The 25,470-nt window shown below is 68.5% G+C and carries 22 protein-coding genes and 1 pseudogene; 9 read left to right on the forward strand and 14 right to left on the reverse strand.

Features of this window, described 5'->3' with window-relative positions; translation table 11 throughout:
* Positions 1-26: 26 nt before the first annotated feature.
* Positions 27-335 (reverse strand): 30S ribosomal protein S10, encoded by a 309-nt coding sequence (gene rpsJ, locus JF597_RS44740; protein WP_003948644.1) that lies wholly within the window; start codon positions 333-335, stop codon positions 27-29.
* Between the two features lie 540 nt (positions 336-875).
* On the opposite strand from rpsJ, the gene JF597_RS44745 reads away from it, so the two are divergent.
* Positions 876-2,858: an ATP-binding protein gene (locus tag JF597_RS44745; RefSeq protein WP_294010570.1), complete on the forward strand. Its 1,983-nt coding sequence runs from the start codon at positions 876-878 to the stop codon at positions 2,856-2,858.
* Positions 2,859-3,064: 206 nt separating this feature from the next.
* Here JF597_RS44745 and JF597_RS44750 read toward each other — a convergent pair whose 3' ends face one another.
* Both JF597_RS44750 and JF597_RS44755 read right to left on the reverse strand, forming a co-directional pair.
* Entirely contained in the window at positions 3,065-3,274 is a 210-nt protein-coding gene (locus tag JF597_RS44750) for a DUF397 domain-containing protein (protein ID WP_294010573.1), read from the reverse strand.
* The gene (locus tag JF597_RS44755; protein ID WP_294010576.1) at positions 3,271-4,146 is read right to left on the reverse strand and encodes a helix-turn-helix transcriptional regulator; all 876 of its coding nucleotides are present in this window, start codon (positions 4,144-4,146) and stop codon (positions 3,271-3,273) included. Before JF597_RS44755 ends, JF597_RS44750 begins: the two co-directional genes overlap by 4 nt.
* Before the next feature lie 144 nt (positions 4,147-4,290).
* Between JF597_RS44755 and JF597_RS44760 the strand changes: the two genes are divergently transcribed.
* Both JF597_RS44760 and JF597_RS44765 read left to right on the forward strand, forming a co-directional pair.
* Entirely contained in the window at positions 4,291-4,746 is a 456-nt protein-coding gene (locus tag JF597_RS44760) for an ATP-binding protein (protein ID WP_294010578.1), read from the forward strand.
* A gap of 254 nt (positions 4,747-5,000) precedes the next feature.
* A complete protein-coding gene (locus JF597_RS44765; protein ID WP_294010580.1) occupies positions 5,001-5,957 on the forward strand; it encodes a helix-turn-helix domain-containing protein in 957 nt (318 codons plus the stop codon).
* A gap of 148 nt (positions 5,958-6,105) precedes the next feature.
* On the opposite strand, the gene JF597_RS44770 is transcribed toward JF597_RS44765, so the two are convergent.
* The 6 genes from JF597_RS44770 to JF597_RS44795 all read right to left on the reverse strand — a co-directional run bounded on the left by JF597_RS44770 (position 6,106) and on the right by JF597_RS44795 (position 12,775).
* Positions 6,106-6,624 carry a hypothetical protein gene (locus tag JF597_RS44770; protein ID WP_294010582.1) on the reverse strand — a complete coding sequence of 173 codons (519 nt, stop codon included), beginning with the start codon at positions 6,622-6,624 and terminating at the stop codon, positions 6,106-6,108.
* 143 nt (positions 6,625-6,767) lie between these two features.
* A complete protein-coding gene (locus tag JF597_RS44775) occupies positions 6,768-10,529 on the reverse strand; it encodes a DUF6531 domain-containing protein (protein ID WP_366916537.1) in 3,762 nt (1,253 codons plus the stop codon).
* Positions 10,529-11,311, reverse strand: coding sequence for a putative T7SS-secreted protein (locus tag JF597_RS44780; protein ID WP_294010584.1), 783 nt, complete (start codon positions 11,309-11,311; stop codon positions 10,529-10,531). The genes JF597_RS44775 and JF597_RS44780 overlap by 1 nt, the downstream gene beginning before the upstream one ends.
* Positions 11,312-11,409: 98 nt before the next feature.
* Positions 11,410-11,622: a bacteriocin immunity protein gene (locus tag JF597_RS44785; protein ID WP_294010587.1), complete on the reverse strand. Its 213-nt coding sequence runs from the start codon at positions 11,620-11,622 to the stop codon at positions 11,410-11,412.
* 30 nt (positions 11,623-11,652) lie between these two features.
* Complete coding sequence (locus tag JF597_RS44790; RefSeq protein WP_294010590.1) at positions 11,653-12,123, reverse strand: hypothetical protein; 471 nt, start codon at positions 12,121-12,123, stop codon at positions 11,653-11,655.
* A 4-nt stretch (positions 12,124-12,127) separates the two neighbouring features.
* Positions 12,128-12,775, reverse strand: a complete 648-nt coding sequence (locus tag JF597_RS44795; RefSeq protein ID WP_294010592.1) for a hypothetical protein — start codon at positions 12,773-12,775, stop codon at positions 12,128-12,130.
* A gap of 78 nt (positions 12,776-12,853) precedes the next feature.
* Between JF597_RS44795 and JF597_RS44800 the strand changes: the two genes are divergently transcribed.
* Entirely contained in the window at positions 12,854-13,204 is a 351-nt protein-coding gene (locus JF597_RS44800) for a hypothetical protein (RefSeq protein ID WP_294010595.1), read from the forward strand.
* A gap of 233 nt (positions 13,205-13,437) precedes the next feature.
* Here JF597_RS44800 and JF597_RS44805 read toward each other — a convergent pair whose 3' ends face one another.
* Positions 13,438-13,665 carry a DUF397 domain-containing protein gene (locus tag JF597_RS44805; RefSeq protein WP_294010597.1) on the reverse strand — a complete coding sequence of 76 codons (228 nt, stop codon included), beginning with the start codon at positions 13,663-13,665 and terminating at the stop codon, positions 13,438-13,440.
* Positions 13,662-14,537, reverse strand: a complete 876-nt coding sequence (locus tag JF597_RS44810) for a helix-turn-helix transcriptional regulator (protein WP_294010599.1) — start codon at positions 14,535-14,537, stop codon at positions 13,662-13,664. Before JF597_RS44810 ends, JF597_RS44805 begins: the two co-directional genes overlap by 4 nt.
* Positions 14,538-14,684: 147 nt before the next feature.
* Between JF597_RS44810 and JF597_RS44815 the strand changes: the two genes are divergently transcribed.
* The 4 genes from JF597_RS44815 to JF597_RS44830 all read left to right on the forward strand — a co-directional run bounded on the left by JF597_RS44815 (position 14,685) and on the right by JF597_RS44830 (position 18,194).
* Entirely contained in the window at positions 14,685-15,128 is a 444-nt protein-coding gene (locus JF597_RS44815) for an ATP-binding protein (RefSeq protein ID WP_294010620.1), read from the forward strand.
* 355 nt (positions 15,129-15,483) lie between these two features.
* Positions 15,484-16,269: a helix-turn-helix domain-containing protein gene (locus tag JF597_RS44820; RefSeq protein ID WP_366916536.1), complete on the forward strand. Its 786-nt coding sequence runs from the start codon at positions 15,484-15,486 to the stop codon at positions 16,267-16,269.
* A gap of 46 nt (positions 16,270-16,315) precedes the next feature.
* The gene (locus JF597_RS44825) at positions 16,316-17,203 is read left to right on the forward strand and encodes a hypothetical protein (protein ID WP_294010604.1); all 888 of its coding nucleotides are present in this window, start codon (positions 16,316-16,318) and stop codon (positions 17,201-17,203) included.
* 145 nt (positions 17,204-17,348) lie between these two features.
* Positions 17,349-18,194 (forward strand): FkbM family methyltransferase, encoded by an 846-nt coding sequence (locus JF597_RS44830; protein WP_294010606.1) that lies wholly within the window; start codon positions 17,349-17,351, stop codon positions 18,192-18,194.
* An 827-nt stretch (positions 18,195-19,021) separates the two neighbouring features.
* Here JF597_RS44830 and JF597_RS44835 read toward each other — a convergent pair.
* Positions 19,022-22,003 (reverse strand): glycosyl hydrolase 115 family protein, encoded by a 2,982-nt coding sequence (locus JF597_RS44835; RefSeq protein WP_294010609.1) that lies wholly within the window; start codon positions 22,001-22,003, stop codon positions 19,022-19,024.
* A 135-nt stretch (positions 22,004-22,138) separates the two neighbouring features.
* Between JF597_RS44835 and JF597_RS44840 the strand changes: the two genes are divergently transcribed.
* Entirely contained in the window at positions 22,139-23,158 is a 1,020-nt protein-coding gene (locus JF597_RS44840) for a hypothetical protein (protein WP_294010612.1), read from the forward strand.
* Between the two features lie 87 nt (positions 23,159-23,245).
* On the opposite strand, the gene tuf is transcribed toward JF597_RS44840, so the two are convergent.
* Together tuf and fusA are read right to left on the reverse strand one after the other, a co-directional pair.
* Positions 23,246-24,439 (reverse strand): elongation factor Tu, encoded by a 1,194-nt coding sequence (gene tuf, locus JF597_RS44845; protein ID WP_294010615.1) that lies wholly within the window; start codon positions 24,437-24,439, stop codon positions 23,246-23,248.
* A 170-nt stretch (positions 24,440-24,609) separates the two neighbouring features.
* Positions 24,610-25,470, reverse strand: a pseudogene (gene fusA / locus JF597_RS44850) (elongation factor G); the annotation flags it as partial.

Consider the following 25,470-nt stretch of genomic DNA (forward strand, 5'->3'; position numbering starts at 1 on the left):
CTTAGCCATCGTTCAGATCACCGGCCTCAGAGCTTGATCTCGATGTCGACACCGGCCGGGAGGTCGAGTCGCATCAGAGAGTCAACGGTCTTGGGGGTCGGGTCGAGGATGTCGATCAGGCGCTTGTGGGTGCGCATCTCGAAGTGCTCGCGCGAGTCCTTGTACTTGTGCGGCGACTTGATGACGCAGTACACGTTCTTCTCAGTGGGCAGCGGCACCGGGCCCGCGACCGACGCACCAGTCCGGGTCACCGTCTCGACGATCTTCTTCGCCGAGGAGTCGATGACCTCGTGGTCGTAGGCCTTGAGCCGGATGCGGATCTTCTGTCCCGCCATGGCTACTCAGTAGTCCTTCTCTGCACGCTCTGGAACCCGGTGACTGTTTCTCCTCTCCGACCCACGCGGTCGGGCGTGTCGCGCTCCCGCTGACACAGATGCCCCTTGTTCGAACATCCCTGCGGGGAATGCACACGGCCCTTCCGGAACCGCAAGCCGGGGGCGAAAGGCCCACCGGGCGCCTGGCCGGTGCCGCACCGCACTTCCCGAAAGATTCCCGTACGTCCGCCCCAGTGCTGCCGTAATGGCAGTTAGGACGACGAGTACTGTGGGACTCGCTTCCGGTCCTCCCGGCGGGAGGCGCGCAGCATCAACACTCGACCGAGCAACTCCGACAGTCTGCCACAGAGGGCGGGGGGCTGGCCAATCGGGCCGGGGAGCTTACCCCCGGAGTGACGCAGGTCAAACACCCACCCGGACCGTGGCCGTCTCGCCGCCGGTCCCGACCGGGTGATTCCCCGCGATTCCATACTCGTCTTGTCGCAGGACAGGCTAATTTTCGCTCTTGATCAGGGTACGTACGCCGGGAGGTCCCACGTCATGGTCAAGGTGCGGCTGGAGACAAGCCGGGAGCACGTCGCCGAGCTGGCTCGGCTCCGCGATCCCGTCGGCGCGATCGAGGAGCTGATCTGGAACAGCGTCGACGCCGACGCCGCACACGTGGCCGTCACGCTGGAGCGCAACGACCTGGGCGGCGTGGACAGGGTTCGCCTCCAGGACGATGGCAGCGGGATGTCGGCCGAGCACTGCGAGGAGTATTTCCGGCCCATCGGCGCCTCCTGGAAGAAGCGCGCGCAAGGAAGCCCGGTGAAGAAGCGCGCGCTGCACGGGAAGAACGGACGCGGGCGGGTACGGGCCTTCGCCCTCGGCACCCGGGTGCGCTGGACCAGCGTCAGCGACGCCCCGGGAGGCCGGCAGCAGCTGGTGATAGAGGCGGACCGGCGTTCCATGGACGAGTTCGACATCGGCGACCCGGAACCCACCGACGATCCCACTGGCACGCTGTTCGAAGCATTCGGCGGTGACGAACAGCTGGACCTGCTAGCCGACGAGCGGGCCAGATCGTCACTCACCACGGCTTTCGCCACGTACCTGGAGAAGTATCCGGACGTCCGCATCGAGTACGACGGCCAGAACCTCGACCCGGCCGCAGAGCAGGTCCACGTCCGTGACTACGTCCTGCCGTCGCCTTCGGACTGGAACGGCGAGCCCGCGCGCCTGAAGATCGTGGAATGGCGCAGGCCCGTCACTCGGGCACTGTTCCTGTGCGACGGCCAGGGCATGTCCCGGGCTCACCTCAAGCCAGGGATCCAGGCTCCCGGCTTCGAGTTCACCGCCCATCTGACCTGGGCCGGGTTCGATGACGTCGACGCCGAGGAGCTCGCCTTCACCGACTGGGCGTCGAACGGACCTCACGCGGAGGTGCTCGCAGCCGCACGTGAACAGCTCAAGGTCCACTTCCGGGCCCGGGTGGACGAGCGTCGGCGGGAGCAGGTCGCCCAATGGCGACGGGAAGGCATCTACCCCTACACGGGGCAGCCTGCCGACGCACTCGAACGCACCGAACGCGAGACGTTCGACGCGGTGGCCACGACCGTGTTCCGGCACCTTCCCAAATCCACCGGTACCCGCAGGACCACCTTCGCCTTTCTCCGGTCCGTGCTTGCGCACGAGCCCTCGGACGTGCTGCGCATCGCCGAGGAACTGTTCAGCCTCTCCAAGCAGGAACGGGAGCAGCTCAACCGACTCCTCGACCGCACTCCCTTGTCGGCTCTGGTCAAGGCCTCGACGGCCGCGACGAACCGGCTCGACTTCCTGACGGCTCTTGAGCACCTGGTCTTCGATCCGGAGGCCAAGGACCGCGTGAAGGAACGCTCCGAACTCCACCGAATCCTGGAAAACGAGTGCTGGGTCTTCGGCGAGGAGTACGGCCTGCATGTGAGCGATCGCAGCCTCAACGAGGTCCTGAGGCAGCACTGCCAGTTGCTCGGCCGCCAGGAGTCGATGGACTCCCCCGTGCTGCGCCCCGACGGGCGCCGCGGAATCGTCGATCTCATGTTGTCGCGAGCCTCCCGCCACCGACACGACGAACGGCACCACCTCGTGGTCGAGCTCAAGCGTCCCGGCCTCGTCCTTGGATCGGCCGAGTTCGAACAGCTCAGCAGCTATGCGCAGGCGGTCCGGAAGGACGACCGGTTCCGGGACACCCACACGACATGGGACTTCTGGCTCGTCGGCAACGACATGACCGACACGCTCCGGGAACTCTCCCACCAACCCCACAATCCCCCCGGCTGCGCCCTCAACCAGCCGACGTACCGAATCTGGGTACGCACCTGGGGCGAGCTCTTCCGGGACTGCGAGGCTCGGCTCCGCTTTTACGGCGAACAGCTGGAATACCAGTCCTCCACCGAACATGCCATGGACTACCTGGTCCGCAATCACGGTGACACCGTCGCGGAGCTGGTCGCCGACGGGACGATCCCCGGTCCGCGAGACGCCACCGCCGACGTCACGCGGTGAAGTTATTGCTGACCACTGGCGGGAGGAACTCCCTACGGGGCTGTCTGAGAGCCATCGGCGAGGTCCCTGTCCGTCGCCTGGATGACGGCGTTGAACAGCCACAGAAGGCGATAGGCACGGGCAGCGCCGAGGATCAGAGCGCCTTCCACGGCCCAGTGGACGCCCCCAGCGTCCTTCTCGGTGGTGTCGAGCACTGCTGCCGTGAGTCAGCCTTCTGACGCGAACGGCAGAAAACGGGTCCAGGACTCCGGCGAGAGGGCGAATCGGGGGCCGTCGGTGGTCTTGGAGTCGCGGACGTGGACGGCTCGGGGGGCTATCGCGATCTCGACGCAGTCGTTGCCGTCTCCGCTGCTGCTGTAACTGCTCTTGAACCAAGCCAGCTCAGATGTGTCCTGGATGTCAGGGGTGCCGCTCATGTTTCTCCAAGCATCTGCTCGATGAAGGCCCTCGATTCTCGGGGCGAGAGCGCCTGGGCCCGGATCATGCTATAGCGCAGGTCAAGGATCCTGAGCTGCTTCGGGTCGGAGACGGCCCGACCGTTGAACGCCCCCTCGGAACGCCCCACCGCTGTACCGTCCGGAAATTTCAGCACCTCAATCAGCCCACCTGTGCCGAAGTGTTCCTCACAGTCCGTCGGCATCACCTGGATTGACACGTTCCGCAACTGCCCCAGCTCCAGCAGACGTTCGAGCTGCCGACGCCAGACCATTCTGCCCCCAACCGCACGGCGGAGCGTCACCTCTTCTTGGACGAAGCTGAGGGTCGGGGCGGGCGACCTATCGAAGATCGACCGCCGAGCCAGCCTTGCGGCCATCATGCGCTCTGTCTCCTCGTCCGAGTAGGCGGGAAGCCACGCGCCGAAGAGTGCCCGCATGTGCTCATCGGTCTGCAACAGGCCATGCACGTTGTGGTTGCCGTATAGCGCGACCTCAACCGCCTTGGCCTCCAGCGTCGCGATCTCCCGAACACTTTTCGGATAACGGACCTTCTTCACGTCCTCCTTCATGGCGGCGATGAGCCCGTCCGCCCCCGACACCCTGTCGGCGTCGTCCAGATACTCCGGCCGGGGAATCCGCTTCCCGCCCTCGATCTTGTAGACCAGGTCCTCGCCGTACCCGACGGCCTTGCCGAACTCGCCGGCGCGCATCCCCACGGCCTCACGGCGCAGCCGCAACTGCCGCCCCACGGTGGCGATGACCGCGAGCCCCCAGTCGTCGTCCGGGTCCACCTCCCAGCCCGGCTCGTCCGCCTCGGTCCTGAGCCGTCCCGCCTCCGCGTCCACCGACATCCCGCGCCCCTCCGTCGTACCGACGCCCTGCTCGCGAGGCCCGCTCCGACAGGCCCGGACACGACCGGACAAGCCCTGGACAGTCACCGTACGCAACGGCCTCGTCGCTTACCACGGTAAGCGCAACCCGCCACGCTGAGTGACGTGAATCAAGAAACCGCCACCCCCGAAGCGCAACTCGACAGCCCCGTCCGCAACTTCAGCGTGCCGCTGTCCTCCACCCCACGCGGCGCCCGCCTCGCCCGTCTCCTCGCCACCGAGCAACTCCGCGACTGGGGGCTGCCCACGCATCCGACGGACCACCTCGTGGCCGAACTCGCCGCCAACGCCGTCACGCACGGCCGCGTCCCCGGCCGCGACTTCCGCCTCACCCTCTACGTCATCGGTGACACGCTCCGCATCGAAGTCACCGACACACGCGGGGACCGGCTGCCGTACGCCCGAGAGACCGCCCCGGACGGCGAGTCCGGTCGCGGCCTTCTTCTCGTGGACGCGCTCGCCGACCGCTGGGGTGTGGCCCACGGCCCGGCTCCACGCAAGACCGTCTGGGCCGAAGTCGGGTTCTGCGTCGCCGGAACGCGGCCCGTCACTGCCCGGTGACCCACCGCCCGGACCGGCGCGCGATCAAAGCTTTTCCATGACCCCGGGGGGAAATACCAACCCAACCCCACCCCACCGATCCCCCACAGCAACCCTGGTCACCCGGAAGAGTGGTGATCCTCAACTCGACTGGATTTCAGCCCGGTTCGCTGGCATATGCTCACCGCGACCACAACCGCAGACATGCGACGGCCCCCGCCGGGACGCCAATCCCAGTGCGAGGGCCTGACCACCGAGGAAGTTAGGGCTTCCCGATGGATACCCAGCACTTTAGCGCGCCCGCCTTCGCCCGGCCGCTCAATCCCCGTGGCGTCACCCACATCAACACCCCCCACACCACCCGCTTCACGGTCGTCGGCAACCACCTCGCCCAGCACCGGAAGCTCTCCCTCACCGCGATCGGCCTCGCCGTCCACATCCAGTCGCTGCCCGAACAGGCCCTCGTCGACATCAAGACCCTCGCCGACCGCTTCACCGAGGGCGAGACCCGTATCGCCGCCGCCCTGCGCGAGCTCAAGGCCCACGGCTACCTGGCACAAGTCCGCAAGCAGCTGCCCAACGGCCGCTTTGTCACGCACACGGTGTCGTACAACCAGCCCCTGGCGACGACCGGGGCACCGCATGCCGAGGCGAGTGTCAACCGGCCTCCCCAGCCCCCTCCCTCTCGCCCGGCTCCGCGGCAAGACGTACCCCCGCCGCAGCCACCCGAAGCGCGGGCCACCCCCGGAGCCGAGCGCGAACCCGCCCCAGAGCCCACCCCGGAGAACGTCGCCGTGGCCAAACCCCCGCTCCCCGAACCGCAAACCCCCGACCTGGAACGCCACCGCACCGCCGCCACCCTCCTCGCCACGCTCCACCGCGACGACCGCCGCCTCGTCCTGTCCGAACGCGACGTCCGCCGTCTCACCCCCGCTGTTGCCGCCTGGCTGGAACGCGGCGTTTCCACCGAGGCCGTACGCCACACCCTCACGGCGAACCTCCCGCCCAGGCCTCGTCACCCAGCAGCCTTGCTGGCCCACCGCCTCACCGAGTTCCTGCCACCCTCGGCACCACAGGCACCGATCCCCCGGTCCTCGGGCCAGAGCCACGCTGCCCCTCCCCCACTCCACAGCTGCGAGGGCTGCGAGCGCGCGATCCGCACACCCGCACCCGGGTCCTACTGTCGTGAATGCCGTGACGCAGGCGGTCTGGGCATCGACACAGCGGCCTGAGCCTTCGTACCAGCAAGAAGCGGGCATCGCGCGGCTCCCGACGTCGTTTCACCAAGCGATCAAGGTCCAAAACCACCCGGGCCCCGCCGAGGAAGGCAGCACGATCGCGCGCCGCTCCCGGCCGCCTCGGCTGTCCGAGCCGTGTCCGTCAGACGGACTCCAGCAACTGCTCAAGTTCCTGGTCGTACGCCCGGTAACCCGCTTTCCCGGCCTCTGGCGCGCCGGACTGGGGATGGAGGATGGCCGGGAGGTGACCGACACGCCACATGCGGTGGACCAGCTCAGGCGTAGCCGCACCGGTCGGGTCCGCCAGCTCGGAGGCGATGCCGAGAAGTCGGGCGATTCGTCCCGCACCGGTGCCCGTGTCCGTACCGGCCGCGAGGGCCGCGTTCACCAGGGCCTGGAGAAGGTTGACGAGCTGCAGGTCGGCGGCCATACGGCACATGCGCCGCACCATGGCCGGCTCCTCCAGCCTCTCCAGCGGCTGCGGGACCCCGGTGACGCCGGCCGACCACAGAAGCAGCGACGCCGCGGACACCTCGTGGTCGCGGAAGTACCCCAGTTCGTCCGCGATGGCCATGGCCCCGTCACCGAATCCGCAGACCGCTCTGACACCTTCGAGCAGGACCTGCACCCGATCGCCGCTGCGGTCCAGGAAATCGGCCATCGACGCATCCGAAAGAGCCCAGGTACCCGTGGAGTTCACTGCACCTACCTCCACGACCCCGCCGAGCGGCCCGAACACCTCACGAGCGAGCACACTCTCCGGCACCGGGAATGCTCGTTCTGCCAAAGTCACTCGCCCCATATCTAGAATTGACCCATCATGTGCTGGATGATCGCGTCCCTTTGTGGCAACGCCCGTGGCGAACCCGCATTCAGGATGTCCAGCCCTCCCGGCGTGTTCACGAAATACTCAGGCTGCTTTCCGGCGGGTCCGCTGTGCTCCCGCAAGACAGATTCAGCAAATGACTTCGGCACCTCGGTCCGCACCACCACGCCCTCAGGACCGGCATACTGCGTGGCTGCCCTGCTGAAATCATCCGTCAAGTACACACCGGTGTCCGGCGTGTACTGGCGCTGCAAATCTCCCGAACTGCCCAGCGAGAACTTGTCACCAGTCCAGTTTTTCGAGCCATGGTAGAGGACGACAGTTTCCTCTTCGCATGACATGAGGCCCAACGGGTCGATCTGCCGCCATGGATTGGTGACGTACCCGTAGGGGTCCGGAGCAGGTGCCAGGCCGAGCGGGTCGAGCGATGTGTATCGCGCGGTCTCCGGATCGTAGTGACGGTGGAAGTTGTAGTGCAGGCCGGTCTCGAAGTCCTGGTACTGCCCCGGGAAGCGCAGCGGTGTGTAAGCCTCACACTGGCTCGGGGCGAACGTCGTGCCCCATGCCGTCCGCCGTGCGCGCCAGGCTACCGAGCCCTGGGTGTCGACGAGTTCGGTGGGGGTTCCGACCAAGTCGGTGACGATCGCGAAGAACCGGGAGTCGATCTCCTCCTGGGTTGCCGCGTCCGTCAGCCGCTCGGTCTGGGTGAGGGGGCGTATACCGTCGTGGTCCCAGGTGAGGGTTACCGGGTGGGGCATACCCCGGCCGAGGGTGGTCTGCTCGGCGAGGGTGGCCCCGTCCCAGGTGAAGTCCGTGCGCTCCACGACCGTACGGCCGTCGTCGCCGAGGCGTTCCTTGGCCGTTCGCCGACCGAGCGGGTCGTAGCGGTAGCGCCAAACGGCGCCGTCCGGGGTCACCGCGGACGTAAGACGGTCTTCGGCGTCCCATGAGTACCGCCACACGTCGGGTTTCCGGGACAGCCGGGTCCTTCGACGCTCGACCACACGTCCGGCCGCGTCATAGACATAACGGGTGGCGCCCGCGCGGTGGAGACGGGTTCCGATGTAGGCCCGGACACCCGCCGCCCCTTCGCCCCCCGGGTAGCCGACCCAGGTGGCAGAGGCGATGTGCCCGGCCACGTCATAGGCGTAGCTCTCCCTGCGGCCCTCGGCCTCGATGCCGTGGACCCGCCCCATGGCGTCGATGTCCAGTGCGACCGGGCCGTCGAGGGCATCCGCGATCCGTGTGAGGTGGCCGTCCGGCCCGTAGCCGTATGTGCGGCTCTGGACCAGCCGGTCTCCCACACCCCAGCGCTGTTCCGAAGGCCGTCCGTTCATGTCCCATGACTGGGCGAGACGCAGGGTGCCGTCGATCAGCCGGCCGATCTCCTGGCCCGCCGCGTCGTTCGCGAACTCGACGACGTGCCCGGAGCTGTCGAGACCGGTCGTCCGTCCGACGGCGTCATAGCTGTACCGGGCCCGCGCGCCGGACGGCGTGGTCCGCTCAACCCGGCGCCCCGAGGCGTCGTACGAGGAGACCAGCGACCGGCCGTCGAGCCGCTCGGCGACGATCCGCCCGGCGCGGTCGCGCTCGAACCGCAGGTCGCAGGCGGAGCTCGCGGCCCTGACGAGCCGGCCCAGCGCGTCATGTCCGTAGGTCGTCGTCTCACCGCCGAGCGTCTTCGCGACAAGGCGCCCCATGCCGTCGTAGGCGTAGTCGACGCTCTGTCCCGCCGGGTTCACCCGCCTGCCGACCCGGCCGACAGCGTCGCGCTCGTACACCGTGCGCTGTTCGTCGAAGTCCGTCTCGGCCACGAGGCGGCCCGCGGAGTCGTAGGTGTAGCTCCAGTGCAGACCCAGCGGGTTAGTCACGTCGGTGAGCCGGAGCGACGCGTCGTAGTCGAATTCGTACCGGCCGCCGTCGGGGGCGGTCTGTGCCGTCAGCAGGTCGAAGGGGCCGTATTCGAAGGTCGTCCGCGCACCGCCAGGTCCGGTGTGGGACGTGCAGTTGCCCTCACCGTCGTAGCTCCAGCTCTCCTCCGAGCCGTCGGGGGTGGTCACCCGGGCGATCCGGCCCTCGACCGTCCACCGAAGACTCGTGGCCCGCCCCAGCGGATCCGTGACGCCGCTGAGTCGGCCGAAGGGATCGTAGGTGCGGATGGAACGGTCACCCAATGCACTGACGGTCTCGACCCGCAGGCCAGCCCGGTCACACCGCACCCCGGTGGTGGCACCGAGCGAGTCCGTCACCGACTCCAGGGCCCCACGGGCGTCGTACGTGAACCGGGTACGGCTCCCGTCGGGGGCTGCGGAGGACACCCGGTTGCCCCGGCTGTCATAGCTGTGCTCCCAGCACGTCCCGTCGGGGAGACCGACCCGAACCGGCAGCTGGAGTGCGCCGTACTCCACCGTGACCGCACCGCCGTCGGGCAGTGTGACACGCGTCGGCTTGCCGACGGCGTTGTTCTCGTAGCGGGTGACGGCCCCCAGGGCATCCGTGCGCGAGAGCAGGTGATGATCCCGGTCGTACTCGGCACGGGTGGTGTTCCCCAGAGGATCGATCTCAGCGACGACCTGGCTGTCGTCGTTGACGACGAAGCGGGACACCGAGCCGTCCGCCGTCGCGTACGTGGTCACTCGGCGGCCCGGCCATGCGGGGTCCGCGCCGTCGTAGGCGAACGTCCCGGCGAGGTGCCCGGCCTCGCCGAGCTGGGAGACGCACCGGTCGCGGTCGTCGTAGGCGTACGAGTAACGGCTGCCGTTCCGGTCGGTCCACGAGGTGATGCGCAGGCGCTCGTCGTAGGTGAAAGTGAGGGCACGGCCGGAGGAGTTGACGACGTCGGTAAGACTGCCGTCGGTATACCCGTAGCCCCTGACTACGACATCCGAGCCGTCCTCGGTCGCACCGACCAGGCTCAACGAGGTGACACGGCCTTCGTCGGCGGTGAAGGCGATGTGGTAGCCGCCCGAGTGCCGCATCGCCAGTGGCGTGCCGGTGGGGTCGTACTCGAAGGTGATGCGGTTGGCGTTGCGGTCGGCTATCTCGGTGATGTGTGCCGTGCCGTCGGCGAGCGGTGCGAAGCGGCGGGTCAGGCCGGTGTGCGGGTCGTTCACACGGTAGGTTCCGTCGGCCTCACGGACGAGGGACAGCCTGGGTCCGGTGACGGGGAACCATGTGCCGCTCTCGGCGTCAGCAACACGGTAGAGGAGCAGCATCCCGTCCTCCGTGACGAAGACGATCTCCTCGCCGCCGATCTCCAGGCGCTGGTCGAGAGTGGATGTCCAGCCGGGACCGAACCACCAGCCGCACCGGTAGCCCGACGAGACCCGACGGACGAATGCCAGGGGAAGGGTTCCGGGGAGGGAGACATCCGTCTCGGCGAGGAACATCTCGCCCGTCGCCACGTCGACTGGGTCGCCGCACCCCTTGATTTTGCTCTTCAGCCGGTTGAAGGCGCCCTTGGCGCCGTCCTCCAGCATGCCCCGCGCGTTCTTGCCAAGCCCGCGCACGGCGAGGCTCATCGCCTTCATGCCGCCGCGGAGGTTCTTCATCTCCTTCACGCCCTTGGCGAGTTTGCCGAGGCTGGTGATGCCCTTGCCGCCGGGTATGCAGTCCAGCGCGGCGAACGCCACATCCCACAGGGATGCTTGGCCTTTGGAGTATTTGTAGAGGGTGTCCGCGAGGACGACGAGCGCGGCGACCAGCACGATCGCGCCGAGGATCGGCCCGCCGATGATCATCACGATGATCCCGACGACCGCGACGACGACCTTGCAGACGGTGACGACGGTGTCCCAGTTGTCCTCGAACCAGTGCCCGACGTCCTGCCACCAGTGCCGGTTCGGGATCCCGGCGTCGGAGGCCTCGTCGATCTTCCGCTTCGCCTCACCCGCCGCGTCGTCGCGCATCTTGCGGGCGTCCTCGGCCACGCCATCTTCTTCGCCGCGTCCAGCGCGTTCTGGGCGGTGGTGACGTCCGACTGGGCCTGGGTGTGGGCGGACTTGGCGCTCTGCACGTCCCGGGTGGCAGCCCGCACCTTGCCCTCGTCCGGCTTGTCACCGTCCGACTTGCTGCCGGTGGGGTCGTCCTTGTACTTGTCGGCTTCCTTCGTCGCCCGGGTGACCCAGGAATCGGCCGAGGAGAGCCGGGACTTGGCGGAGGACAGGTCCGACTGGGCGTCCTTCGCCTTTGCCAGGGCCTTGTCGGCCAGCGCCTGGGCGCGCTCCAGCTTGGGCCAGTAGTCCGCGAGGGCGTCACCGCACATCTCGTAGGACTTCTTCAGCTTCTTCAGGTTCTTCGGGACGTCCTTGAACTGCTCCTTGAACACCTCCGCGGACTTGCCCGCCCACTGCAGGAGGGTGTCCTCACCGGCCATGCCCTTGACCAGACGCAACGCGTCGGAGACGTCGTCGGCGAAAGAGTGCAGCTGTGCGGCGAGGGTACGCACGCGCTGCGGGTCACCCGGGGTGGGGTCCCGGTCGAGGTCGAGTGGATGCCAGTCCGCCGGTCGGTACCCCGCCATGTCCCCGCAACCCCCGTCGCGTACGCCCCGTCAACAAACCTGTGCACACGCGAACTTACTAGGAACGGCCGTTCGAGGTGAAGCCCGGCGGGTCAGGCTCACAATGCGATCGGGCGGTAGGCCAGAGCCTGGTCCACCACTTCCTCGGCCGTGCGTTCCGGGTCCGAGTAGTAGATCAAATCGCTTACCCGGGGATGCAGGACACTCCGCTTCAGCCCGTCCAGCAGAGCGTCATGTTCCCGCTCGGGGAGGCGCGCGTCCATGATCTGCTGAACCAGCCGAATGAGTTCGTCACGGGTTTTCGAAGGCACGTGAGCATCCTCTCGGCTCAGCCGAATTGTTCAGCGAAGGCGGCGTCCACGCAGGATGCGCCGACCGGCCTCGACCGCGTCCGTGCACCGCAGCCACCAGTGCTCCAGCGTGCCGCGCACGGTCACGTACACCCACCGACGCTTGAACCACGGTGGCAGGTCCCGGAACGGCACGAAGGTGAGGGTGTCGCCGATCGCGTCCTCGGCCGGACCGCCCGGCCCCTCGGCGTGCAGCGCGGCGAACAGCTCCGGGGTCAGCCGGCCGTTGAGGCGGGCCGCGGTGCCCGCCGCGGTGCAGGCGTACCCCCGCTCCTCCTGGTCCGGGAGTCTCATCGCCCTCGCGATCCGGGGGGACGCCTCCTCCAGCGGGCAGTTGAGAGCCAGCCCGATCACCGCCGTACCGAGATGACCCTCGCCGCGCTCGAACGCGGCGTCCCACTCCGCAGGGTCGGCGAGCCCCAGCAGACCCTCGCCCGTCTGCCACCCTGTCTCCCACCGCAAAGGGTCAGTCCGCGAAGCGGAACGTCGACGTGATCGCGTCGAAGATGTCGAAGAAGGAGTCCGCGAGGTCGAGGACCTGGCTGCTGCCGGCCACCAGGGCGACCTTGCCCTCCTGGCCGGGGACCGGGATGAAGGTCTGCATCAGGACGGCGCGGATGGTGCGGCCCAGGCTGTCCTCGGGGACCGGGATGTCCTCGATGCCGTAGGTGCGGGCGGCGGGGCCGACGCCGGGGATGTCGACCGTCGTCACCTTGCGCCAGGAGTCGCCCTCCCGGTGGGCCTCCTTGGGGGCGAGCTGGGCGGCGATGGCGGCGGGGTCGTTGGAGAGCGGCGCGCCCTCGCGGGTACGGCCGCCGACCAGCGACACCGTGACCGAGCCGGTGATCGGGGTGTCGCCGCCGAAGCTCTCCGCCATGCAGCCGCAGTACATCGCGCCCGACTTCCACGCGTCCGCGGCGGACTTGCGCAGGAAGCCGACGTACGTGTCCCGGTACTGCGCCAGCTCCGGGTGCTGGGCGATGCGCTCGTTCACCATCCGCCGGATCGAGTCGTCCCGCGACTCCGGCCGCACGTCGAACTCCCACCACGACTCCGGCACCTTGATCCGGAAACCGCCGCGCTCGATGGTGAGCGTCTCCATATAGCGCGCCATGGTGTACGCCGCCCCCGTCCGATGATCTGATATACGGTGCCGCCCAGACTACGAGATGCGCGAACGGGGGACGGTCACGTGGGCAACGGCAAGAGCGACCTCGCGATACCGCTGAGCGAGCTGGAGGACTACGGCCGCAAGCTGCGCTCCATCAAAGAACGCCTCAACCACACCAAGAAGATGTTCGAGTCCTACAAGGACGACGTCGGCAGCGGCACGGTCTACGACGCCCTCGACGACTTCGAGTCCAACTGGCACGACGGCCGCGAGGACATCACCAAACAGATCGACTCCCTCGCCGACATGTCCGACACCGTGGTCCGCGAGTTCAAGAAGCTGGACGACGACCTCGCGAAGAAGGCGAAGGACGCAGTGCGGCCGGAGGGACAGCAGCAGCAACAGGGTGGTGGCGGGAACAAGGCGGAGTAGTCGGCGGCCTCCGCGGACAGGCTCACGGCATGCCGGGCACCGCACCGCTCGTCATCGACATGCGGCGCGCCCTGTTGAAGGACGCCCACGACGGCGAGGCGTGCCTGGGCAGGGTCGCCGGACTCGCGGAGCGGGCGCGGGCGGCCGGCGTGCCGGTCGTCTACCTGCGCCAGCGGTTCACCGACGGGCCCGCCGAGTGGCTCGAAGTCCATCCGACAGCTCGCGGGCGTACCTCACTCCCCGACAGCGGCCGCGTGGGAGAGGAAGGCCGTCCAGGTGGCGGGCGGGAAGGCGAGGTGAGGGCCGCGGGAGGGGGTCGCGATGTTCTTGGAGTCGCGGACGTGGACGGTGGAGGGACTGATGGCGACTTCGACGCAGGAGTCGCCTTCACTGCTGCTGCTGTAGCTGCTCTTGAACCACGTCAGACCGGAGGCGTCCTCGGCCGTGGTCTTGCGGATCATGTCTCCCCCAGCAGTTGTTCGATGAAGGCCGTCGACTCACGAGGCGTGAGCGCCTGGGCCCGGATGATGCCGTACCGCAGTTCAAGGATACGGAGCTGCTTCGGATCGGACACCGGTCGGCCGTTGGCCACTGCTACCGAACGCCCCACCGCCGAACCGTCCTCGGACTTCAGCACCTCGATTCCGCCGGCCAGCCCCGCGTGCTCCTCACGATCCATCGGCATCACCTGAAGCTCGACGTTCCGCAACTGCGCAGCTTCCAGCAGGTGTTCCAGCTGCTGACGGAGCACCGCCCGCCCGCCGAGCGGACGCCGAAGCGTCCATTCCTCCAGAACGAAGCTGAGTTCGGGCGCCGGGTCCCGCTCGAAGACGGTCTTACGGGCCACGCGCGCGGCGATGAACCGCTCCACCTCGTCCCCGCTGTAGGCCGGGCGACGCATCAGGAGCAGCCCTCGCGCGTACTCGGGTGTCTGCAACAACCCGTGGATGTTGAGCGGGTCGTAGAGCTGGAGCTCGACCGCCCTCGCCTCCAGCTGCGCCAGGTCACGCACCTTCTTGGGGTACCGGACCCGCCGTACGTCCTCCTTCATCGCCGAGAGCAGCCCACCCGCCCCCAGTACCTCGTCCGCCCTGTCCAGATACTCCGGCCGGGGAATCCGCTTCCCGCCTTCGATCTTGTAGACCATGTCCTCCCCGTACCCGACCGCCACCCCGAACTCGGCGGCCCGCATCCCCACCGCCTCCCGCCGCAGCTTCAGCTGCCGCCCGACGGTCGCGATGACCGCGACGCCCCACTCGTCGTCGGGATCCACCTCCCAACCCGGCTCGTCCGCCTCGCTCCTGAGCCGCCCCACCGCGCCGTCCACGCTCATCCCGCGCCCCTCCGTCGTACGACCGTGCCTCGACGACGCCCTACCCGTACGACCGCGTCCGACAGCCCGGACAACGCCGGACAAGCAGCGGACAGTGACCGTACGCAACGGCTCCGTCACTGTTCACGGTAGGCGCAGGCGGCCACGCTGAGTGACGTGAACCAGGAAATCTCCACCCCCCTCGACTGCCCGATCCGCAACTTCAGCGTGCTGCTGTCATCCACACGCAGGGGAGCCCGGCTGGCGCGGCTGCTGGCGACCGAGCAACTGCGGTCGTGGGGACTGCCGTCGGAGGACGCGGCGCACGTCGTCGCGGAACTGGCGGCCAACGCGGCGACGCACGGGCGGACGGCGGGCCGTGGTTTCCGGCTGTTGATGTACGTCGTCGGGAACACGGTCCGCATCGAGGTGACGGACACCTGTGGGGAGCGCCCCCCTCGACTGCAACTCCCCTCCGGGGCGGACGAGAACGGTCGCGGACTGGTGATCGTCGAGGCTCTCGCCGACCGCTGGGGCGTCTCCCTCGGGCCGCGCCCCCGCAAGACCGTCTGGGCCGAACTGACCGTCACGCGGTCCGCCGCGAGGCGGTGACGCCCGCCGCCAAGTAGTTAAAAACCCCCGGGAAATCCCCCTCCCCAACCCCACCCGCCTCCCCGCCGCCGCCCGTCACCCTCCGGAGTGAACATGGCCAACTGGGCTGGATTCGGTGCCGGTTGCACGGCATATGCTCGCCGCGACAACAACGCCGGGTGACGGCCAGGGCAACACACGGTCACCCGTCACCCGTCACCCGTGACGCACATACGACGGCCCCCGGCCGGGACTAGCGATCCCGATCGAGGGCCTGACCACCTAGGAAGACTGCAACTTCCCGATGGATGCAGAGCACACTAGCGCGCCCTCGCGCGCCCGGTCAGCCGTTCCCGGGGCGAACCCCCCGTACGGGGTGACCCACGTCAACGTCCGGCTCACCACGCGGTACACGGTGGTCGACAACCGCCTCCTCCAGCACCGCGAACTCTCCCTCACCGCGATCGGACTCGCCGGCCACATCCAGTCGCTGCCGACCGGCGCCCGCGTGGACATCAAGTCGCTGACCGGGCGTTTCCCGGAGGGCGAGGTCCGGATCGCGGCGGCGCTGCGCGAGCTGGAGACCCACGGCTACCTGTCCCGGACGCGTGAGCGGCTGCCGAACGGCCGGATGGTCTCGCGGACGGTGTCGTACAACCGGCCGACGGGGGCGGAGGAGGGACGAGAGGTTACGCCGCCACCGCCAGCGGCGCCCCGCCCCGATCAGACGCATCCATCGGCACCAGCACCGCCACGCCCGCCGAAACCACCTCTGCCGGAACCCACTCGCAGCACGCCCGATCCGCGACGAACGGCCGCCACCCTCCTCTCCCGCCTCCACCACGACGACCCCCGCCTCCTCCTCCCCGAACGCGAGGTACGACGGCTCGCCCCGGCCGTCGACGCCTGGCTGGAACGCGGGGCTTCGCCCGAAGCCGTGCGCCGCACCCTCACGTCCTGCCTCCCGGCCGAGCCGCTCCACCACCCGGCAGGCCTCCTGGCCCACCGCCTCACGGAGTACCTGCCACCGCCGCCACCGCCCGCCCCGCCGCGTCCGCTCCCCTTCCAGGACTGCGACGGCTGCGACCGCCCGTTCCGCGCGCCAGAACCCGGCCGCTGCCGGGACTGCCGCACCCACCGACCACTGCAGAGAACGGCCTGACCACCCAGGTCCGTACGACTACGACGAGAGGCCCCGATTCCCCCTCATGGTCAGCTCCCCGCACGAAGCGATGCACCGGATCTTCCAGCAGGATCCGGGGCTCTTCCCCCGAGCCGTAAGGGCGCTCGGCGTCTCCTTCAGCGATCCGGTCTCGGCGTCGCCGTTTCCCACGGACCTGACGGAGACCCGCCCCCTGGAACGCCGCGTCGACACCCTCCTCCGCCTCGACACGGCCAAAGACGGCAGCTTCCTGCTCGCCGTGGAGGCCCAGGGAGGTCAGGACGCCGACAAGCCCGCCAGCTGGGCCTATTACCTGGCGTATCTCTACGCCAAGTACAAGATGCCGGCGGTACTGCTGGTCGTCTGCCGGGACAGGAACACGGCCTCCTGGGCGGCGCGGCAGGTCAGCCTCGGTCCCTCGCAGTGGCCCACCCTCACCCTGCGCCCGCTCGTCCTGGGGCCGGACACCGTCCCTGTCATCGACACGCCGGAAGCGGCCGCCAAGGACATCTCCCTCGCCGTGCTGTCCTCCGCGCTGCACAGCCGCGCGCCTGAGTCCGATGCCATACTGAAGGCACTGGCAGCCGCCCTGAAGGGCCTGCAGGCCGACGACGAAGACACCGCGAGCATCTACATCGAGCTCACCGAACAAGGCCTGGGCAAGACGCCCGCCGCGGACCTTTGGAGGCACCTCATGGCCGTCGACCTCTCCATCTTCCAGTCTCAGACGGCCCAGGCCCTGCGCGCCGAAGGCCTCTCCGAAGGCCTCTCCGAAGCCCTCCTCGTCGTCCTCAGCGGCCGTGGCATCGACGTCAGCGACGAAGCCCGCGCCCGCATCACCACCTGCGACGACCACGACACCCTCACCACCTGGCTCACCCGCGCCGCCACGGCCACCACCACGGCCGAACTCTTCGCCGACACAGAGGGGTAGGCAGCCCGAGCGAAAGAGCAGGTTAATTCCAGGTAATTCGAAATGAACAACCTTCGGAAATGCCACCCACAAAACCTGTGCGTTGCCCTTTCTGATCATTTCCAAACCCTGTGACATTTTCTGACCTCGGCTTTACCATCACCCAATGCGTATTTCCGAGGTCGAAGCCGCCAACGCCCGCATGCTGGCCCACGCACCGTCGGTCAGGCCGGTCGCCACCGGGGACATCATCCGCGTGCACCGCAAGAAGTTCCCGTACCGGGGCTACGTGGAGATCGACTCGCCGTACTGTCCGCCGTTCGTGATGTTCTGCGTGAACGACGATGCGGTGGCCATGGACACCCTGTGGAACGGGACGTTCGGCTACGAGCCCGGCACGCTCGCCACCTGGTCGCGGCTGGCCGCGCGGAGCACGACGATCGCGGACGTCGGCGCCCACGTCGGCTACTTCTCGATGATCGCCGCGCATGCCAACCCGAAGGCGAAGGTGCACTCCTTCGAGCCGGTCGACCAGATCCACGCCCGGCTCTCGGTGAACGTCCGCTCCAACGGCGTCCAGAACATCAAGCTCCACCAGGCCGGCGTCTCCAGCGAGCCCGGCTGGGCCGACATCAGCGTCCGCTTCTCCGGGAACCTGCTCTCCACCGGCTCGACCCTGGAGGGCGGCGCCGCCCCCGACGCCCAGCAGAAGCGCATCCAACTGCTCACCCTCGATGAGGTGTTCGCCGAGGCCAAGCTGGACCTCGTCAAGATCGACGTGGAGGGACACGAGATGTCGGTGCTCCGCGGCGCCCGGCAGGTACTGAAGCGCGACCGGCCGACCCTGGTGATGGAGGCCCTGGTCGACGCCTCGCTCGACGACCTCATCGCCGAGTTCGAACCCCTCGGCTACGACGTCCACTGGATCGCCGAGCACGACGGCACCCTGGTGCCCTGGAACGAACCCCGCCCGCCGCACACCCGCAACCTGCTCTTCGCACCGCGGGGCTGAGACCCACGGGAGTGCGCTTCGTGACACAGCTTCCCCCGCTCCTTCTTCGCTGTCTTGGGACACCTGTCGGTCGTGAGCTTGGGAAGACGCGTCGTACACCGTCCACAGCCCCGCTGCACCGGCCCGATCGCCCTGTTCGCCGACGGCTCGGAAAGGCATGCGACTCGGCCTCCAACCGGGCAGTGGCGCTGTTGAGGTCAGGACGGGCCGGGAACAGGATTGAAGAAGGGATGCAGGCTGGGAAAGTCGTCGGGGAATATCGACGTCACCAACGCGCCGGTAAGAAGTTCAAAAATGATCCGGACAGACGGCCGACGAACCAACACAGCATCACGCTGCCGAACCTCCAATATGACAGTCGGCCAGTCATCGGGGGGCCCGCAGGGGACCCACAGGAGTGAGTCACCATTGTCCGTCCCTCCCCACTGCACGAGTTCATCGGGCCGCACCCCGAAATCCGAGAGGCACGCCTGCAACTGAGGACGCTCACGGGCCCGGAGAATGGACCGACCCGCCTCAGTCCTGCTCCGGATGTCGAGGTAAGGATTCTCGACCCCCTCCCCGTACACTCAGAGAAAGTCATCAAAGCACCCCACACCATAGGCCGAGATCATCGCCCGATGGCACCGGGGAAGAGGCACAGCCTCTTCCCCGGCCACATCGCACGCCGACCAGGCCGAGGCAGATCGCCTGCCCGGAACAGGGCAGAGAGCGATCAATTTCTCCAGGTCGTGACTCGGGATAACACCGCCGTTCGCGTATTCCGGTGTCACGCTCATCACGATCGTGTTCAGCTGGCCTTCGGCTGAGCCCGGTGGCCGGCGCAGCTACAACCGTCGGCTCTCCAGCGGCCCCAGACACGTGGGCGTCAGCCCGCCCGTGTCGATGATCAGCCGTTGCACCACCACCGTGGGGTCCACCGCCCAGAAGGTCAGGCGGTGGACACCCGCACGTGCGATCACGTGCCTGGTCGCCGTCCGGTTGACGTTGTCGGAGGTGTTCCGGGCCCACACCGCGTTGAGCAGGCCGTCGTCCGCGCCCGCGGTGATGTCGACCCGCTGGGGTTCGGCGTCGTCGAAGGACAGGGCGTAGTGGAGGCCCGCGCCCGTCGGCAGTGACGGGTTGCGCGGGGACAGGTACGCCCACACCGTCACCTCGCCCGCCGACAGCAGGCTCACCTCGTATTCCAGGCGGGGCCAGGAGTCGCCCCAGCCGCCCGTCACCGGCCACGCGGTCATCCCGGCCCCGGTGCGGCCGATCCCCGCAAGCCGGCGCCACTCCCCCACCGCCCGGTCGTAGTGCTCCGCGTCGATCGCCACATAGCCACCCGCCTCGACGAAGCCCCGCAGGCCACGGGCCGACGGCCGCTCGGCGACGCACCCCACCGTCACCGAGTCCCCCGCCCCGCTCACCGTCAGCGTCCCCTCCGCGCGGCCGGCCGGGGCCCGCGACCAGTCCACCCGCACCTCCACCCTGACCTGTTCCGTCACCCGCCCCCGCGGACGGTCCACCGTCAGCCACGGCACCGACGCCGACACCCGGTAGTCGAAGGGTGTCCGGCCCCGGTTGAAGATCTCGACGTACTGCTGCGGCCGGGTCTGGTGGGGGCTGAACGGCGGCAGGGTCATGGCGCCCGTGTCGGCGTCCACCGACACCCCGAGGCCCGCCGCCTCCGGCACCTCGATCCGTCGTACGGCCGGGAACAGGACGTCCGGCAGCGCCACGTTGTCCTTCTCGGGCTGCTGCCAGGGCGCGTTGGGCCCGTACCGGTCCACGTCCCCGTAGTCGATGTGCGGCTGGGTCTGGAAGCCCCGCCATTTGCCGTCCGCAACCTGCGAGTTGAAGCGGTCGGCCAGGGCGAAGTCCTGGTCCAGGGCCTGCTCCGTCTGCGCGGCGAGGGAGTTGGTCGCGGCCCTGCCCTGCCGTGCGTACAGCAGGTTGGTGAACTCTGCCGCCCGCAGCGCGTACAGGTTCGCGGTCGCCGTCACCTCGTAGCCGACCAGCTCGAACCACGCGTCCTGGGCGGCCGCCGGGAGCCGCCGGGCGATCCGCGTCGCCTGTCTCCCCAGCTCGCGCCACTCCTCCGTCACCCGCTCCAGCTCGTCGTGGCCGAAGTAGAAGGGCGTCTGCCGGTCGTCGTAGACCACCTCGCCGGTGCCGGAGAGAGTGATGCGGCGGTTGAGCAGCTCCGGTTTGCGGCGCGCCTGCAACTGACCGTACGTGGCGAGGAGTTCGGCGATCTCCGGCGCCGCCTCCGCGCCGAAGTTCTGGCGGGCGCATCTCCGCTCCCACGTGCCCAGCCGGTCGAAGGGCCAACGGTCCGGATTCCAGGCGTAGGTGAGGAAGAACTCCGTCGGGAGTTCGTTGCCCTTCAGATCGCCCACGTTGGCCACCCACAGGCCGTGGTTGCCGTAGGCGTGGGCCTGGTGGAGCTGGTCCCAGACGTTGCGGAGGTTCGCCGTGTCGACCCACTTGTAGTTGCGGCCTGCTCCGACGTAGTCGAAGTGGTAGTAAAGGCCGTATCCGCCGTCGCGCGGCTCCTCGGGTGAGGGATGCTTGCGGATGTTGCCCCAGTTGTCGTCGGTCAGGACGACGGTGACGTCGTCGGGCGCCCGGAGCCCCCGGTCCCAGTAGCGCTGGACCTCCTTGTACAGGGTCCACACCTGGGGGGTCTCGGCGGCCGGCTTCCCCGTGACCTCCTCGATGATCTGCCGTTGCGCCGCGATGATCTCCTGCATCAACTCGATGCCGTCGCCGTCGGGGAGGCCGGTGTCGCCGTTGCCGCGCATCCCGAGGGTGACCACGCCCTCGAAGCCCTCGTCGACCATGCGCTGGATGCCGGCCCGCCAGTAGGCGCGGATGGCCTCGGCATTGCGGAGGTAGGACCATTCGCCGGTGCCGCCGTAGGGGTCGGTGCCGCCCGTCGCGTGGCGGTTCCACTCCTCGATCCCCCGCATCATGGGTGCCTCGTGAGACGTGCCCATGACAACGTCGTACAAGGCGGCCCGCCTGTGATTCTCCGGGTCGTCCTCCGCGAACGCCCGCCCCCAGACGGCGGGCCAGAGGTAGTTGCCCTTCAACCGCAGCAGGACCTCGAAGACCTTCGCGTAGAAGTCCGCGTTGAAGCCGCCGGGATAGCCGGGGGCCTTGCCCGGGCCGAAGTACGCCGGGGCCCAGGTGCCGAGCGCCGGGTTCTCGTCGTTGACGAAGAAGCCGCGGTACTTCACCGCCGGGGTCCCTTGCGTGTGCCGGCCCGGCAGCACCCACACCTCGTCGCGGTGGACCGGGGGCACGTCGTCCCACCAGTGCCAGGGCGAGACGCCGATGCCGTACGAGACGTCGTACGTCCCGAAGATCGTGCCGCGCGGGTCGCTGCCCGCGATGACGAAGGCCTGCTCCACGCCGGGCAGCGGGTGGTCGACCACCGTCTGGAGCGAGGTCTCCCAGCGGCCCCGGATCCCCGTCACGTCCAGCTTGCCGGAGACCACCAGGCCGTCGATCAGCGGGCTGCGGCCGATCGTGCCGACGAGAACCACGCGGCGGTCGATCGTGGCGGCCGGCCGTACCCCGGTCACCCGCTCGATGTCGTCGCGGAGGTCGCCCGCCACCCGGACGACTCCGGGGTGGTCGTCGGCGCTCACCACGACCGGGGCGCCGACCAGCGAGAACGCCCCGCCGGTGAAGGAGATGTACGCGCCGGGATCGGTCGCCCGCGGTGCGCCGTCGCCCCCGGCCCACGCGACGCCCGACGACAGCACGGGCACGGCGGCCAGCCCCGCACCCAGGACGGTCCTACGACGCACGGACATGCCTCGGCCCTCCACGCGAATTTGGTCATCGGCATGACAAATAGTGGGGCGAGGGGCCCCTGGTGTTGGGAACGGGTCGTACGCGACGAATACTTTCGAAGCGGTGATGTCAGACCGGGCCGGTAGCCTCCGGCCATGACGACCCGTACGACGCCGCCTCGCCCCCTGGACATCACCGCGGTCTTCCCCGAACTGGGCCCGCTCGCCCGCACCGCCGTACGCCTGCATCCCCGTGCCGGTGCGCCCACCGCGGCCGAAAGTTCCGTCGGCGGACCCCTGCTGTGGCCGGCCGAGGAGCCGTGGCCGACCTGTCCGGAGCATGCGGGTCCCTGGCAGCACGGTGTGGCGCCGGACGATGTACACGTCGGCCGGCGGGTCCTGCGCGAGGCCTGGGCCCGGCCGCGCGCCGAGGGCGCCGACCTGTTGACCGAGGAGGAGCGCGCGCTGGTCGACCGGGGGACCGAGCCGTACCGGGCCGCCCTGGACGGGCCGGTGCCGCTGGTGGCGGTCGCGCAGATACGTGCCGCCGATGTGCCGGCGCTGCCCCGGCCCGAGGGCACCGATCTGCTCCAGGTGCTGTGGTGCGCCTTCGACCACCCCGAGGACGACTACTCGCCGAGGGTCGAGCTGCGCTGGCGCAGGGCCGCCGACGTCGTGACCCCGCTCGCCGCTCCCCCGCGGCCCGCCGTCATCGGCAACGACGACTACCTGCCCGAGCCGTGTGTGCTGCACCCCGAGACCGTCACCGAGTACCCGGCCCCGCACGAACTGCCCGAGGAGCTGGCGGACCGGATCCACGAGTGGGAGGAGGGCCTCGAGGGAGAGGGCGGGGAGTCGGAGGTCTGCTATCAGTACGACCTGGCCGTCGCCCCGGGATGGAAGCTCGGCGGACACGCGCCCTGGAGTTTCTCCGACCCCTTCCCCATGGCCTGCGCCGAGTGCGGCGCCGGGGTGCGGCCCCTGCTCACCATCGACGGCACCGAGTGGGACGGCGGCAGCGGCAGCTGGGCGCCGGTCGAGGACGCGGGGTACACCGGCTACCACTCCCTCGGACCGGCGCTGGAAACGCAGATCACCATCGGGCGCAGCTACAGCCTCCAGGTGTACGTGTGCGAGGCGTCGTACGACCATCCACCCGTGCAGAACATGCAGTGAGTTCCTGCCGAAGCAGCGAAAAGGCCCGTACGACCGGAGTCGTACGGGCCCCTTCAGACCTGCCTGGTCAGCCCTTGCGGGCCGAGATCACTTGTTGATCTTGGTGACCTGGCCGGCGCCGACCGTGCGGCCACCCTCGCGGATGGCGAACTTCAGGCCCTCTTCCATGGCGACGGGCTGGATGAGCTCCACCTTCATCTCGGTGTTGTCACCCGGCATGACCATCTCGGTGCCCTCGGGGAGGGTCACGACGCCGGTCACGTCCGTCGTACGGAAGTAGAACTGCGGACGGTAGTTGTTGAAGAACGGCGTGTGGCGGCCACCCTCGTCCTTGGAGAGGATGTAGGCCTGCGCCTCGAACTCGGTGTGCGGGGTGACCGAGCCCGGCTTGATGATGACCTGGCCGCGCTCGACGTCCTCGCGCTTGATGCCACGGAGCAGCAGACCGACGTTCTCACCGGCCTGGCCCTCGTCGAGCAGCTTGCGGAACATCTCGATGCCGGTGACCGTGGTGGTGGTCTTCTCGGACTTGATGCCGATGATGTCGACGGTCTCGTTGACCTTGAGGACACCGCGCTCGATACGACCGGTGACGACGGTGCCACGACCGGTGATCGTGAAGACGTCCTCGATCGGCATCAGGAACGGCTTGTCGACGTCACGCTCGGGCTGCGGGATGGACTCGTCGACGGCCTTCATCAGGTCGAGGACGGTCTGGGTCCACTCGGGGTCGCCCTCCAGCGCCTTGAGCGCGGAGACCTTGACGACCGGCAGGTCGTCGCCCGGGAACTCGTACTCGGAGAGGAGCTCACGGACCTCGAGCTCGACGAGCTCCATGATCTCCTCGTCGTCCACCATGTCGGCCTTGTTCAGGGCGACGACGATGTACGGAACGCCGACCTGGCGGGCCAGGAGCACGTGCTCCTTGGTCTGCGGCATCGGGCCGTCGGTGGCGGCCACGACCAGGATCGCGCCGTCCATCTGCGCGGCACCCGTGATCATGTTCTTGATGTAGTCCGCGTGACCGGGGCAGTCGACGTGCGCGTAGTGACGGGTCTCCGTCTGGTACTCGACGTGCGCGATCGAGATGGTGATACCGCGCTGACGCTCCTCGGGCGCCTTGTCGATGTTGTCGAACGCGGTCGCCTCGTTCAGGTCCGGGTACGCGTCGTGCAGCACCTTGGTAATGGCGGCCGTGAGGGTCGTCTTACCGTGGTCGATGTGACCGATGGTGCCGATGTTGACGTGCGGCTTAGTCCGCTCGAACTTCGCCTTCGCCACTGGGGTCCTCCTGTGGAGTGGTTCTGTACGCCTGGGTTCAGTCGGCGCCAGGTGATCTTTGCTGTTGGGTCCCGGGCCCCGGGCAGTTCCGCCGCGAATGCGGAGGAACGACCCGTGAGGCTCCGGGGTCAAGCCTAAGGCGTGTGTGCGCGCCGCGTTAAACGCGGTACTTACTCGCCCTTGGCCTTCGCGATGATCTCCTCGGCGACGTTCCGCGGAACCTCGGCGTAGGAGTCGAACTGCATGGAGTAGCTGGCCCGGCCGGACGTCTTGCTGCGCAGGTCGCCGACGTAACCGAACATCTCCGAGAGGGGCACGAGGCCCTTCACGACGCGGGCACCGGCCCGCTCCTCCATGGCCTGGATCTGACCACGGCGGGAGTTGATGTCACCGATGACCTCACCCATGTAGTCCTCGGGCGTGGTGACCTCGACGGCCATCATCGGCTCAAGGAGCACGGGGGACGCCTTGCGCGCGGCCTCCTTGAAGGCCTGCGAGCCGGCGATCTTGAAGGCGAGCTCGGAGGAGTCGACCTCGTGGTAGGCACCGTCGTGCAGGATCACGCGGACACCGGTCATCTCGTAACCGGCGAGGATGCCGAACTGCATGGCCTCCTGCGCACCGGCGTCCACCGAAGGGATGTACTCCTTCGGGATGCGGCCACCGGTCACCTTGTTCACGAACTCGTACGACGTGTCGCCGCCCTCGAGGGGCTCGATGCCGATCTGCACCTTCGCGAACTGACCGGTACCACCGGTCTGCTTCTTGTGGGTGTAGTCGACGCGCTCGACGGCCTTGCGGATCGTCTCGCGGTACGCCACCTGCGGCTTGCCGACGTTGGCCTCGACCTTGAACTCACGGCGCATACGGTCGACCAGCACCTCGAGGTGCAGCTCGCCCATGCCACCGATGATGGTCTGGCCGGTCTCCTCGTCCGAGTGGACCTGGAAGGAGGGGTCCTCCTCCGCGAGACGCTGGATGGCGACACCCAGCTTCTCCTGGTCACCCTTGGACTTGGGCTCGATGGCGAC

Source organism: Streptomyces sp. (assembly GCF_019510245.1).
GTDB lineage: Bacteria > Actinomycetota > Actinomycetes > Streptomycetales > Streptomycetaceae > Streptomyces.